A 12604-nucleotide genomic window follows, 5' to 3' on the forward strand; every position below is an offset into this window, starting at 1 on the left:
TTCTCCCGGTTCAGCGGTTTGATTTCAGGATTGTATCGAAGATGCCGCCGTCGGAGAAATGTTTCCGTTGGGCTTCGTCCCATCCCCCGAAGAATTCTTGGATTGTCACCAGCTTCACCTTCGGAAAGCGCGCGATATCCTCGGGGTTGGCAGCCTCCGGCTTGACCGGCCGATAGTAGTTTTTCGCGATCACGGCCTGTGCCTTCGGGGAGTAGAGAAAGTCGAGATAGGCCTGCGCGATTCTGCGGGTTCCTTTCTGGTCGGCATTGGCATCGAGGAGCGCGACCGGTGGCTCGGCCAGGATCGACAGCGACGGCACCACGATATCGAAGGTGCCGGCGCCAAGCTCATCGAGTGCCAGGAAGGCCTCGTTCTCCCATGCGAGCAGCACGTCGCCAATGCCCCTGCGCGCAAAGGTGTTGGTGGAGGCGCGCGCGCCGGTATCGAGCACGGGGGCGTTCTTGAAAATCTGCGCGACGAAAGCCTGGGCTTGCGGTTCGCTGCCGAACTTCTCGACCGCATAGGCGTAGGCCGCCAGGTAGTTCCAGCGCGCGCCGCCGGAGGTTTTGGGGTTCGGGGTGATGACCTGTATGCCGGGCTTGACCAGATCATCCCAGTCGCGGATCGCCTTGGGGTTTCCCTTGCGGACCAGGAAAACGATCGTGGACGTGTAGGGCGAGGAATTGTTCGGGAGGCGCGCCTGCCAGTCCACAGGCAATTTCCTGGTCCGTCTGGCAATCTCGTCGATGTCGGCCGCAAGCGCGAGGGTCACGACATCAGCGTCCAGGCCGTCGATCACCGCCCGGGCCTGGCTGCCCGAGCCCCCATGCGACATGCGAATGGTGACCTTCGGGTTGCCCTGCTGGCTCCATTCTTCCGCGAACAGCTGATTGAGGGCGCGATAGAGTTCCCGGGTAGGATCGTATGACACATTCAGGAGCGTGCTCTGCGCTTGTGCGCGAAAGGCCAGGCCGGTTGTCACAATCGCAAGGGCCATTCCAACCACGGCCAGCCACCGAACTTCTCGCGTCGCTCGCATGAGTCATCTCCTGACTTGAGGCGCTGCTCCAATGCCACCGATCCGGCAGACTGATGACGAGCGCCGAAATGTCGGCCGCGCTACCAACATGAAGGACAGCGTGCCGTCCGGATTGACGTGCCGACTGGGCGAATTAGAATAAAATTTCTGATCTATGGCAATGCACAACCGGAATAAGAATTATTTTCCCCAATATTTGGCATGTTTTGGAGATAAATTCTCCTTACGCGACTGAAAGCAGGACATGGACGCTGTCGACATCAAGATCCTGACCATTCTCCAGGCCGACACCGCGATTTCGATCGCCGAACTTGCCCAAAGGGTCGGCCTTTCGCAAACGCCCTGCTGGAAGCGTATCCAGCGGCTCGAGGCGCAAGGAGTGATTGAGAAACGGGTTGCGCTGGTGAACCCGGAGAAAATCGGCCTCGGATTGACTGTGTTCGTGTCGATCGAGACAGCCGACCATTCCGGCCACTGGTTGCAGCGCTTTGCCGAATTCGTGTCGGCGATGCCGGAGGTCATGGAATTCTACCGCATGGCCGGCGACGTCGATTACATGCTCCGCGTGGTCGTGGCCGACATGGCCGCCTATGACCTGTTCTACAAACGCCTCATCGAAACGATCCCGCTGAAGAACGTGACGTCGCGTTTCGCCATGCAGCGGGTGAAGTCCACGACCGCTTACGCCTTGCCGGGCGCCGCCCCGGCACTCACAGCCTGACGCCGCAATCACTTCGCCGCGAGATGCGTCGCAATCTCGTTGAGCGGGAGCTTGGTGAGGTCCTTGTCGATTTCTGCGACGATCAGCTTCTTCATGGAATCTGGGATTTCCTGACGCAGGCAGGCTAGAGTTCGCGGAGGTGCCACAAGGATCAATTCCTTGATTTCCTCTGTCTGGTGGAGGGATTGGAGAACTCCCACAACCTGCTTGGCGAACTTGCGCTCTGCCATGTCGTGCCAATCGGTTTGCGAAACCGCGCTGCGCATGACCCCGGCGCTTTGGAATGATCGGCCAGGCCGGTCCGTCCCCTGCTCCGATGTCGGCGGATTGTCGGGCGCCTGAATGACCTGCCTCACCTCCAGGTGAGGTTGCAGGCGCGTCCCATGATAATTCAACAAGAGAGTCTTTCGACCGTCGCCGACGACGACAATTCCGCGAATCTTGACGTTGGGCATATGTCCGATCCCACCTGTCACGCGGCCGGTTCTGGCTGACGCGTGTTCCGACAGCCCACCAACCCGATCTTCTGAGGCCGGCCTTGAAGGCTCCGTCACGCTCCGGAGAGACCGCCTCTCCCCATCCTACATCGGCTCCTTGCCGACAGGGAGAGTTTTTGCCGGCAATTGCGCCCGACCCGGCAGCACGAGCACCCCGTCAGCGAGGCAGATAGTCGCAGAATCGCAGCCGTTTGCGGGCGATTCTCCACAGCCGCGCGACCCGTCGAGGTTGCTCGAATTCGCTGCAATTTTTCCTGGAATGGTGAAGTCACGGGCAGTCGAGGCCCCGTTTTGCCCAATTTCGCGCTCCTTGCGCACGCGATCACAGGGAAAAAACTCCCCGTCGGCCTAGTCAGAACTTCGTGAATGCCGCGCGTGCTGCCCAACTTTGAGCAACCTCAGCGGTGAAACTCAGTTATCATGGAGCCAGATGCAGATTCGGTAGGTGGCAATGCTTCCTCATAGTGATCTCTTTGCGAGTTATGCGCGATCGTACGAGACACGCCGCGACAGCGAGATGTCTCTTTCAGAATACCTCGACGGCTGCCGCGACGACCCAATGATGTATGCCAGTACGCCGGAACGAATTCTCGCTGCTATCGGTGAGGCCGAACTCGTGGACACGTCCCGGGACGCACGCCTCGGCCGGATTTTCATGAACCGGACCATCCGCGCCTATCCCGCCTTCGCAGAGTTCTACGGAATGGAGGAGACGATCGAGCGGATCGTGAGCTTCTTCCGCCACGCTGCGCAAGGACTGGAGGAGCGCAAGCAGATTCTCTACCTGCTCGGCCCGGTTGGGGGTGGCAAGTCATCACTTGCCGAACGCCTCAAGGCCCTTGTGGAATTGCAGCCGATTTTTGTTCTCAAGGCTGGGGATGAATTGAGCCCGGTTTTCGAAAGCCCCCTCGGGTTGTTCGATCCCGACAAGATGGGCCCGCTCCTCGAAGAGCGCTACGGCATCCCGCGCCGCCGCCTGACGACTGTCATGAGCCCCTGGTGTCTGAAGCGGCTCGATGAATTCGAAGGCGATATTTCCCGCTTCCGCGTCGTGCGCATCAACCCTTCGCGGCTGCGCCAGATCGCGGTGACGAAAACGGAACCGGGCGATGAGAATAACCAGGATATCTCTTCGCTTGTCGGCAAGGTCGACATTCGCAAACTCGAGACATTGTCCCAGTCCGACCCGGATGCGTACAGCTATTCAGGCGGCCTCAATCGAGCCAACCAGGGCATCCTCGAATTCGTCGAGATGTTCAAGGCCCCCATCAAGATGCTGCACCCCCTGCTGACGGCCACGCAGGAGGGCAATTACGTGGGCACCGAAAACATCGGCGCCATTCCCTTTTCGGGAGTCGTCATGGCCCATTCCAACGAGGCGGAGTGGCAGAGCTTCCGGGCCAACAAGAACAACGAGGCGTTCATCGACCGCATTTACGTGATCAAGGTGCCCTACTGCCTGCGGTCGACGGAGGAAGAAAAGATCTACCAGAAACTGATCCGGACGTCGGAATTGGCAGCTGCCCCCTGTGCGCCCGGAACGCTCGAGATGCTGGCGCAATTCTCGGTCTTGTCGCGCCTTCGGGAGCATGAGAACTCCAACCTGTTCTCTAAGATGCGCGTCTACGATGGCGAGAGCATTCGGGAGGTCGATCCGCGCGCGCGAAGCTTGCAGGAATACAAGGATGTGGCCGGCGTCGATGAGGGGATGGAGGGCATCTCGACCCGTTTCGCCTTCAAGGTTCTGGCCGCGACTTTCAACCACGACACTGTCGAAGTGTCGGCCGATCCGGTGCATTTGATGTACATGCTGCAGCAGGCCCTGCGCCGCGAGCAGCTTCCGCCTGAGGTGGAGAAGCGCTACCTCGAATTCATCAAGGCCGATCTCGCGCCGCGTTATGCCGAGTTCATCGGTCATGAGATCCAGAAGGCATATCTCGAATCCTATCACGACTACGGCCAGAACCTGTTCGACCGCTACGTCGACTACGCCGATGCGTGGATCGAAGACCAGGACTTCAAAGATTCCGACACCGGCCAATTGCTGAACCGGGAACTCCTGAATCAGGAACTGAGCAAGACCGAAAAGGCGGCCGGCATCGCCAATCCGAAGGACTTCCGGAACGAGGTGGTGAAATTCGCCCTGCGGTCACGGGCGGCCCATGCCGGTCGCAACCCGTCCTGGACGAGCTACGAGAAACTTCGGGAGGTGATCGAGCGGCGCATGTTCTCGCAGGTCGAGGAATTGCTGCCGGTCATCAGTTTTGGCTCGAAGAAGGACACGGAGACGGAAAAGAAGCACGGAGAGTTCGTGGAAAGGATGCTTGCCCGTGGTTACACGGAGCGTCAGGTCCGTCGATTGGTCGAGTGGTACATGCGTGTGAAGCAGGCGGATTGACCATCGGTCGGTCGGGAGTAGCGCGTCATGTACATCATTGACCGACGCCTCAACGCTGGGGGGAAAAGCCTCCCCAACCGCCAGCGCTTCCTGCGCCGCGCCAAGGCTCTCGTCCAGCGTGCGGTGGCCGACAAGGCGGCCGCGCGCGGCATCACCGACATCGACAGTGCGGCCGAGGTCGCAATTCCCCGGAACGGGATTGGAGAGCCGCGCCTGCGCCGTGCGAGTGCCGGGGGATTTCGAGACTACGTTCTTCCCGGAAACAAGAAGTTCCTTGAGGGAGATACCCTGGAGCGGCCGCCCCCGGGGGCGGGCAGAGGTTCCGAGGCGGGCGAGGGAGAGGGTGAGGATGACTTCCGGTTCGTTCTGACGCGGGATGAATTTCTGGAGCTTTTTCTCGACGACCTCGACTTGCCGAATCTGGCAAAGCGCCGTGTCCTTTCAGACGAATCCTTCGGCATGCGGCGCGCGGGCTATGCGGTCACCGGCTCGCCCGCCAATTTGGCTCTCACGCGCACCATCCGCAATTCCCTGGCGCGCCGCGTGGCCATGAAGAGACCAAGCGCTGCGGAGCTCAATCGGTTGGAGGACGAGATTGCCGGCCTGGCTGCCGGGCTTCCTGAAACCGCGCCAGAGATCGCGGAACTTCGCGAAAGGTTGGAGCGGTTAAACCGGCGCACCCGGCGGATTCCGTACATCGATCCGATCGACCTGCGCTATCGCAGATTCGAACCTGTTCCGCGGCCTGTGACCCAGGCTGTCATGTTCTGCCTCATGGACGTGTCCGGTTCCATGACGGAGCACATGAAGGATCTGGCAAAGCGTTTCTACATGCTGCTTTACGTGTTTCTGAAGCATCGCTACCGCCGGGTCGACATTGTGTTCGTGCGCCATACGCATGAGGCCAAAGAGGTGGACGAGGAGACGTTCTTCAACAGCCCCGAGACCGGCGGAACGCTGGTGTCCTCTGCACTCCTTGAAATGAAGCGAATTGTCGGGGAGCGCTATTCGCCTTCGAACTGGAATATCTATGCGGCGCAAGCCTCCGATGGCGACAATTCGGCGTCAGATCGGGGCGCCTGCACAGCGCTCCTGCGAGATTCCATCCTGCCGGTCTGTCAGCATTTTGCCTATCTCGAAGTGGGTGCGGACGATGAAGGGCCGCGAATCGGATTTGCCCCCCACGCGACGACCCTGTGGCAAACATATGAGGCGCTGGCGCAGGCCGGGAGCGACATTGCCATGCGAAAGGTCAATCATCGCAGCGAGATTTATCCGGTCTTTCGCGACCTCTTCCGGCGTCGCGGACCGCCGATTGCGCAGAGTGCGCTATGAGACGAAAAACTGACAGTGGCTTGTTGTTTGAGGGCTCTGACTGGGATTTCGGAACCATCCAGCGGATTTACGATGCTGTCGAAGATGTCGCGCTGTCGGAACTCAAGCTCGACGTCTACCCAAACCAGATCGAGGTGATCACGGCCGAACAGATGCTCGACGCCTACGCGTCGACCGGCATGCCGCTCCTGTATCGGCACTGGTCGTTCGGCAAGCATTTCGCGGCTCATGATGCGGTCTACCGCAAGGGCTTTATGGGCCTCGCCTATGAGATCGTGATCAACTCGAACCCGTGCGTCTCCTACATCATGGAGGGAAACACTGCCACGATGCAGACGCTGGTCATCGCGCACGCAGCCTTTGGCCATAATCACTTCTTCAAGAACAATCACCTTTTTCGTCAATGGACGGATGCCGACGGAATCCTCGATTATCTTGCATTCGCCAAGGCCTATGTCGCACGGTGCGAGGAGCGCTACGGCCAAGCCGCGGTGGAGCGCCTTCTGGATGCGGCCCATGCCCTGATGTCTCATGGCGTTCACCGCTATCCGCGCAAGAAGCGACCCGACCTTCGCTCCGAGGAGCGGCGGGAGCGCGAACGTCATCTGCATCAGGAGCAGACGTACAACGATCTGTGGAAGACGATACCGGGAAAGAGGCGTGGACAGAGCCAGAAGCCAGATGCCGACCGCTTGCGGTCGCTGCTTGAGCTTCCTCAAGAGAACCTTCTCTATTTCCTCGAGAAGACAGCGCCCCGACTCAAGCCCTGGCAGCGCGAGATCCTGCGATTGGTTCGGCATATCGGGCAGTACTTCTACCCGCAGCGCCAGACCAAGGTGATGAACGAGGGGTGCGCCACCTATTGTCACTATGCAATCATGACAAGCCTTCACAACAACGGTCGGATTTCTGACGGATCGTTTCTCGAGTTTCTCCAGTCGCACACCAACGTAGTGCGCCAGCCGGAATTCGATGATCCCCACTATGGCAACATCAACCCCTACGCACTGGGCTTTGCGATGATGCGCGACATCGAGCGCGTCTGTCGCCATCCGACAGACGAAGATCGCATCTGGTTTCCGGATATTGCCGGCTACGGGGATTCCCTTGCTGTTCTAAGAGATGTCTGGGCCAACTACCGTGACGAGAGTTTCATCCTGCAGTTCCTGAGCCCCCGCCTGATGCGCGAGTGGCGCATGTTCCACCTCGTCGATGATCCCGAAGAGAAGACGTTGCGCGTCGGAGCCATTCACAATGACCAAGGCTATCGGCGCGTGCGCCAGTCGCTTGCGCGGCATCATGATATGGCCTGGCTCGATCCGGACATTCAGGTGGTCGACGTGGATCTCGCCGGTGACCGGCGCCTCGAGCTCCATCACAATGTACTCCATGGCGTCTTGCTGCAGAAGGACGATGTCGATCAGGTCTTGCAGCATCTCGCCGATCTCTGGGGCTACGGTGTGGTGCTAAAGGAGATCGATCCCACTGGGGCAATCTTGCGCGAGCACTCCGCGCGCGCCAGAGCGCCGTTCTCCTAGAGGTTGTCTCCGCAACCTCATCCCGCAATCTGCTGATTCAGGGGACGTTGTCGGACTGCCGGTCGAGGAGTTTCCGCTCGACGCTCTGCAGATGTTGGCGCATGGCGGCAGCCGCTCCCCCCATGTCACGGTTGGCAATGGACGCCACGATCATGTCGTGTTCCGCAAAGCTGTGGTGATCCGGTCTCGGCTTCACAGGCGTGGTGCGCAATCGGCCCCAGGTGACGGCGCGGCGAACTGCATTCAGGCTGTCGAAGAGGCCCAGCAGCAGGTTGTTCTGCGTCGCCTCCGCGATGGTCCGGTGCAGACGATTGTCCCAGCTCTCATATTGGCGCCAGGTCCCAGCCTCCCGCATCCGCGCGATGCATGTCGTCATTTCCGAGAGATGCAGAGGCGTGGCTGTAAGAGCCGCCGCTCGGGCGACTTCGGGCTCGATGATCAGACGAGTCCGCATGACCTCGGCGGGATTGGTGCGCTTGGCGAGCGCCGCGATATCCGCAAACGTATCGATGGGCCGGCTGCCGATGAAGGTGCCCTTTCCCACATGGCGCCACAATTGACCCTCGGATTCGAGAGTCGTCAGCGCCTTGCGCAACTCAGTCCGAGAGACGCCGAGGGCCTCGGAGAGATCGCGCTCCGGAGGCAGCCGGCCATCGTCTGGCAAGTCCGCTTGCGCAAGGTAGGCCCGCAACTGGGTGATCACCCCCCGCTCGATCGCTAACCCGTCAGCCATGATAACACAATCAAACCAATGATAGATTGGTTGGTGTATGAAACACCGTGCGGTTGCCGTCAAGAGGCTTGTTCTTGACATCTTCATTCTCCCAATTGTAACCATTATAAGATTGGTCGGCTAAAGCGCGACCGGTATCAACAGGGTGGAACAACCGCCGGGAACCTCGGGAGATGGAAATGTGCAAGTCAGTTTCGGGTGTAAAGGCAGGCTTTATGGCACTGGCTCTAGGAGCGGGACTTCTTATGTCCAGCGCGGCCGACGCCGGCAAGGTGCGCGTCGCCTTCGGTGACATCGCAAGCGTCGAATCGCTCCACCTTTTGGCTGCCTTCGAGCGCGCCAAGGAGCAGGGCGTCGATATCGAAGTGACCTATCTCAAATCCGAGGACATCGCGGCGCAAGCCGTCGTCGGCGGGCAAGCCGATATCGGCGTTGGCGGCCCCTATGCGCTGATGCAGAAGGTCAAGGCTCCGATCCGGATGTTCCTGCAACTGTCCACCTTGCGCTTCTACCCGGCGGTCAATGGGCAATTCTACAAAACCTGGAAGGACCTCAATGGTCAGGAGATCGCGGTCCACTCGCGCGGTTCCGGCACCGAGGCCATCATGAAGCTGATGGAAGATCGCCAAGGCATCAAATTCTCGAAGATCAGCTACATCCCGGGCTCGGAGGTCAGGACGGGCGCGCTTCTGCAAGGCAACGTGAAAGCCACAATCGTGGATTCATCCGGCAGACGTCTGCTTGAGACTCAGGCGCCTGGAAAATTCGTCATCCTCCCTCTCGATGGCGTCAATGCAACCGACGAGGCGCTGTTCGCCAACCAGGCATTCCTCGACAAGAACGCGGCCGATGTGGACAAGATCGTCGAGGCGATCGTGCAGACGTGGCGCGATGTAACGGCCAATCCGGGCGTCGTCACGGAATGGCGCGCGAAGTACAAGCTTATGCCCGATCTGCCCGCCGGCCAGGTCGCGGAAATCCTGCCGTACTTCCAGGAACTCGCACAGGGCAATGCGTTCCCGCTCAATGGTGGCGGAGCGGTTGCCGCCAAAGACGACTTTGCGTTCTACACCTTGTCGGGGCAACTGACCGGCGAACCAGCAAACCTGAAGGTCGCAGATTTCTGGGATACCCGTTCGCTTGATCGCGCCCTGGCAAAGCTCGGCACCAAGTGAGGTTGGCAGCATGATCGCTCCTTCGCGCGTGGGTGGCCCAGCACCGGCCGTCCATCCGCCAGAAGGCCTGGGCGCAAGCCTCGGCCGACTGGCGTCGAGACATCCTGTCGTGTGGCGATTGTCTTCGCTGGTGCTCTTCTTTCTGGCTTGGGAAATCGCCGGGCGGGTGCCCATCAGCTACGCTTTCCCGACCTTCTCGGCCACCCTTGTTGCGCTGGTCTCCATGATGGCGGATGGCAGTCTTTTCGTGGCCTATGGGTCGACGCTTCAGCCGCTCGTCATCGGTATTGCGATCTCGGGCGTCGTCGGCGTCGTCCTCGGGATCGTGATGGGCCTGTCGCGGATGGCGGAATGGCTCGCCGCCCCACTCTTCGTCGTCCTGCAGGCGGCGCCCATGGCGGCCCTCATCCCGCTCATCACCTTCGTGTACGGCATCGGGCTTTTGGCCAAGACCCTGGCGGTGATCATGCTGGCGCTGCCCGTCATCGTGCTGAACGGCTATAAGGCCGTTCGCAACGCCAATCCGTCCCTCGTCGCGATGTGTCGGTCGTTCCAGGGCACCAAGCTTCAGCAAATCGCCAAGATCATTGTTCCTGACGCCAGCCCGGTCATTTTCGCCGGCCTCCGGCTTGGGCTTGCGGCCGGCTTCATCGGCGTCATCCTGGCCGAGCTTCTTATCACCCCGACTGGGATCGGCGATTTGATTACCTACCATCGGTCGGTCGCCAACTACGCTGAGATGTATGCCGCCGTGGTGTCCATCATTCTCGTGTCCACGCTGACGCTCGCCGCGCTCGAGTCCTTCGAGACCCGATTGCTGCGCCCTGAAAAGAGGAGAGGCTGACATGGCACATCTTGCCGTCGCCGAAGCCGCAATCCCCGCATCCGAGACGGTCGTCGCAGTGCGGGGCATCTGCAAGCGCTACAGCGAGGTGGAGGCGCTGCGCCTGATTGACCTCGATTTCCCAAGGGGGAAACTCACCACGCTGCTGGGCCCGTCGGGGTGTGGAAAGACGACGCTGCTGAAGATCATTGCCGGCCTCATCGCCGCATCGTCCGGCGAAGTGCGGGTGAACGGCAAGCCGGTCACCGGCCCCGGTCCGGAGCGGGCCTTCGTGTTTCAGGATTTCGCGCTCATGCCGTGGGCAACCGTCATGCGCAACGTGGCGTTCGGGCTCGAATTGCAGGGAATGGGCAAGGCGGAACGGCAGTCCATTGCCCGCAATTACATTGCCGAGGTGGGTCTCACGGGATTCGAGGACAAGTACCCGCACGAATTGTCGGGCGGGATGCGCCAGCGGGTCGGACTTGCCCGCGCGTTCGCGGTCAACGCCGAGGTTCTGCTGCTCGACGAACCATTTTCGGCCGTCGACGAGCAGAACCGACGCAAATTTCAAGAGGATCTGCTTCGCCTCGTGGACAAGGAACGCAAGACCTTCATTTTCGTGACGCACAGCATTGAGGAGGCGGTCTATGTGTCAGATCGCATCGTGCTTCTGTCGCGTCGGCCGGGACGGGTCTCGCAGATCATCGAGCCGAGGATCGACCGCACCGCATCGCCCGACGCCATCCGCCGCGATCAGGGATATCTCGACACCGTCGAGGAGATCTGGCAGGGCCTGAAACACTACGTGGATTGAGGATGCGGTCATGATTCTTTTCGGCTATCGGGTGCCGATGATGGCGTCTCTCATCGTGTGGTGCGTGATCTGGGAAGTTGTCGGACGATCTGGCGCGCTCTTCCTGATCCCGCCGCTCTCCAGCGTGCTGGTCGCAGCTTTCGCGATGGTCCAGACCGCAACCTGGCAGAGTGCTGCGCTGGTAACCCTCCACAGCTTCTCCGTCGGCATGGCGCTCGCCATCCTTGTCGGCATCGCCCTTGGCGTTCTCATGGGACGCTTCAAGGCGGTGGACGACTTATTCGGCATCTGGGTCAATATCTTCGTCAGCGCGCCGCTTTCCGCCCTCGTGCCCGTGCTGATGATCCTGTTCGGGATTGGCGAAACCACAGTGATCGTGACGGTGTTTCTGTTCGCCGTCTGGATCATCGTGCTGGACACGCGCGCCGGAATCCAGCATGTGCCGAATTCGCTGATCGAAATGGGGCGCAGCTACGGCGCCTCACCGTTCGCCCTTTACGGAAAGATCGTTCTCCTCGCGGCCCTTCCGGAAATCCTCGCGGGGATACGGCTGGGACTCGTCCGCGGCGTAAAGGGTGTGGTGATCGGACAGCTTCTGGTGTCCATCATCGGATATGGCGAACTGTTCGAACTCTATTCGCGCAGCTTCGACATGGAGAACTTCTGGGCGCTGACCATCATCCTCTTCGCCGCGGCGATGCTGATGTCGGCGGCCATCGAACACGTCGAGAAAAAAGTTGATTACTACGCAGGAGTAAGATGATGAATGCGCCGATCTCTACAGCTGGCTACGTCGTTGAGCCGTTGCCGGTCCCATCTTTGCCGGTGAAGGGAAGCGAGAAGCTGTTTCCCATCCACCGCATCTATTGCGTCGGGCGCAACTATGCCGAACACGCGATCGAGATGGGTCACGATCCGTCCAAGGAGCCTCCGTTCTTTTTTCAGAAGAACCCGGACAACGTCGTCACCGATGGAAAATTCCCTTATCCCAGCATGACCTCGGACGTGCATTTCGAAATCGAGATGGTTGTCGCGCTTGCCAAGGGGGGCGTCGACATTCCGGTCGAGTCAGCACTTGACCATGTTTTCGGATACGGCGTCGGCCTCGACATGACCCGCCGCGATCTACAGGGAGAGGCCAAGAAGCTCGGTCGCCCGTGGGAAGTCGGCAAGGCCTTCGAGGCCTCAGCTCCCTGCACGGCGCTAGTCCCAGCCAGCGAGATCGGCCATCCGGCGGCAGGCGGCGTATCCCTCAAGGTCAATGGGACCCTGAGGCAGGAGGGCGACCTGAACCAGATGATCTGGAAAGTGCCCGAGATGATCTCGTATCTGTCGAAGCTGTTCACCCTGCAGCCGGGTGACATCATCATGTCCGGTACGCCGGCAGGCGTCGGCGCTGTCGTCAAGGGCGATGTTCTCGAGGGTCTGGTCGAAGGCGTCGGCGCCATCGAGGTCCGCGTCGTCTAACGCGCAGACGGCCACGGTTGCGGTGAGCCAAGGAGCTTGCCGTAACCCGGTCTGCGACCGG

General features: G+C 60.3%; 12 protein-coding genes. 9 read left to right on the forward strand and 3 right to left on the reverse strand.

Features of this window, described 5'->3' with window-relative positions; all coding sequences use genetic code 11:
• Positions 1-10 precede the first annotated feature (10 nt).
• Complete coding sequence (locus tag J4G32_RS13065) at positions 11-1039, reverse strand: sulfate ABC transporter substrate-binding protein (RefSeq protein WP_425515513.1); 1029 nt, start codon at positions 1037-1039, stop codon at positions 11-13.
• Positions 1040-1283: 244 nt separating this feature from the next.
• Here J4G32_RS13065 and J4G32_RS13070 point away from each other — a divergent pair, with 244 nt between their 5' ends.
• The gene (locus tag J4G32_RS13070; RefSeq protein WP_210493941.1) at positions 1284-1760 is read left to right on the forward strand and encodes an Lrp/AsnC family transcriptional regulator; all 477 of its coding nucleotides are present in this window, start codon (positions 1284-1286) and stop codon (positions 1758-1760) included.
• 8 nt (positions 1761-1768) lie between these two features.
• On the opposite strand, the gene J4G32_RS13075 is transcribed toward J4G32_RS13070, so the two are convergent.
• Positions 1769-2215 (reverse strand): host attachment protein, encoded by a 447-nt coding sequence (locus J4G32_RS13075; RefSeq protein ID WP_246505028.1) that lies wholly within the window; start codon positions 2213-2215, stop codon positions 1769-1771.
• Between the two features lie 493 nt (positions 2216-2708).
• Here J4G32_RS13075 and J4G32_RS13080 point away from each other — a divergent pair, with 493 nt between their 5' ends.
• From J4G32_RS13080 to J4G32_RS13090, 3 genes are read left to right on the forward strand one after another with little or no spacing between them, the layout of a single operon-like run.
• Positions 2709-4655: a PrkA family serine protein kinase gene (locus tag J4G32_RS13080; RefSeq protein WP_210493950.1), complete on the forward strand. Its 1947-nt coding sequence runs from the start codon at positions 2709-2711 to the stop codon at positions 4653-4655.
• 27 nt (positions 4656-4682) lie between these two features.
• Complete coding sequence (locus J4G32_RS13085; RefSeq protein ID WP_210493955.1) at positions 4683-5990, forward strand: YeaH/YhbH family protein; 1308 nt, start codon at positions 4683-4685, stop codon at positions 5988-5990.
• A complete protein-coding gene (locus J4G32_RS13090) occupies positions 5987-7528 on the forward strand; it encodes a SpoVR family protein (protein WP_210493961.1) in 1542 nt (513 codons plus the stop codon). The genes J4G32_RS13085 and J4G32_RS13090 overlap by 4 nt, the downstream gene beginning before the upstream one ends.
• Before the next feature lie 37 nt (positions 7529-7565).
• On the opposite strand, the gene J4G32_RS13095 is transcribed toward J4G32_RS13090, so the two are convergent.
• Positions 7566-8261 (reverse strand): FadR/GntR family transcriptional regulator, encoded by a 696-nt coding sequence (locus tag J4G32_RS13095; RefSeq protein ID WP_210493966.1) that lies wholly within the window; start codon positions 8259-8261, stop codon positions 7566-7568.
• Positions 8262-8440: 179 nt separating this feature from the next.
• Between J4G32_RS13095 and J4G32_RS13100 the strand changes: the two genes are divergently transcribed.
• From J4G32_RS13100 to J4G32_RS13120, 5 genes are read left to right on the forward strand one after another with little or no spacing between them, the layout of a single operon-like run.
• A complete protein-coding gene (locus J4G32_RS13100; RefSeq protein WP_210493974.1) occupies positions 8441-9436 on the forward strand; it encodes an ABC transporter substrate-binding protein in 996 nt (331 codons plus the stop codon).
• A gap of 10 nt (positions 9437-9446) precedes the next feature.
• On the forward strand, positions 9447-10280 hold the full coding sequence (locus tag J4G32_RS13105; RefSeq protein ID WP_210493980.1) for an ABC transporter permease: 834 nt from the start codon (positions 9447-9449) through the stop codon (positions 10278-10280).
• Between the two features lies 1 nt (position 10281).
• Complete coding sequence (locus J4G32_RS13110) at positions 10282-11076, forward strand: ABC transporter ATP-binding protein (protein WP_210493986.1); 795 nt, start codon at positions 10282-10284, stop codon at positions 11074-11076.
• A 10-nt stretch (positions 11077-11086) separates the two neighbouring features.
• Positions 11087-11839: an ABC transporter permease gene (locus tag J4G32_RS13115; protein WP_210494000.1), complete on the forward strand. Its 753-nt coding sequence runs from the start codon at positions 11087-11089 to the stop codon at positions 11837-11839.
• On the forward strand, positions 11839-12543 hold the full coding sequence (locus J4G32_RS13120; protein WP_210494006.1) for a fumarylacetoacetate hydrolase family protein: 705 nt from the start codon (positions 11839-11841) through the stop codon (positions 12541-12543). The genes J4G32_RS13115 and J4G32_RS13120 overlap by 1 nt, the downstream gene beginning before the upstream one ends.
• Positions 12544-12604: the final 61 nt, after the last annotated feature.

Source organism: Microvirga antarctica (genome assembly GCF_017921815.1).
Lineage (GTDB): Bacteria > Pseudomonadota > Alphaproteobacteria > Rhizobiales > Beijerinckiaceae > Microvirga > Microvirga antarctica.

Excerpts from the sequence above, each read along its gene's own strand:
- J4G32_RS13105 (WP_210493980.1), top strand. The coding sequence starts at position 9,447 with ATGATCGCTCCTTCGCGCGTGGGTGGCCCAGCACCGGCCGTCCATCCG.
- J4G32_RS13110 (WP_210493986.1), top strand. The coding sequence starts at position 10,282 with ATGGCACATCTTGCCGTCGCCGAAGCCGCAATCCCCGCATCCGAGACG.
- J4G32_RS13080 (WP_210493950.1), top strand. The coding sequence starts at position 2,709 with ATGCTTCCTCATAGTGATCTCTTTGCGAGTTATGCGCGATCGTACGAG.
- J4G32_RS13075 (WP_246505028.1), bottom strand. The coding sequence starts at position 2,215 with ATGCCCAACGTCAAGATTCGCGGAATTGTCGTCGTCGGCGACGGTCGA.
- J4G32_RS13100 (WP_210493974.1), top strand. The coding sequence starts at position 8,441 with ATGTGCAAGTCAGTTTCGGGTGTAAAGGCAGGCTTTATGGCACTGGCT.
- J4G32_RS13095 (WP_210493966.1), bottom strand. The coding sequence starts at position 8,261 with ATGGCTGACGGGTTAGCGATCGAGCGGGGGGTGATCACCCAGTTGCGG.
- J4G32_RS13065 (WP_425515513.1), bottom strand. The coding sequence starts at position 1,039 with ATGCGAGCGACGCGAGAAGTTCGGTGGCTGGCCGTGGTTGGAATGGCC.
- J4G32_RS13115 (WP_210494000.1), top strand. The coding sequence starts at position 11,087 with ATGATTCTTTTCGGCTATCGGGTGCCGATGATGGCGTCTCTCATCGTG.
- J4G32_RS13120 (WP_210494006.1), top strand. The coding sequence starts at position 11,839 with ATGAATGCGCCGATCTCTACAGCTGGCTACGTCGTTGAGCCGTTGCCG.
- J4G32_RS13090 (WP_210493961.1), top strand. The coding sequence starts at position 5,987 with ATGAGACGAAAAACTGACAGTGGCTTGTTGTTTGAGGGCTCTGACTGG.
- J4G32_RS13085 (WP_210493955.1), top strand. The coding sequence starts at position 4,683 with ATGTACATCATTGACCGACGCCTCAACGCTGGGGGGAAAAGCCTCCCC.
- J4G32_RS13070 (WP_210493941.1), top strand. The coding sequence starts at position 1,284 with ATGGACGCTGTCGACATCAAGATCCTGACCATTCTCCAGGCCGACACC.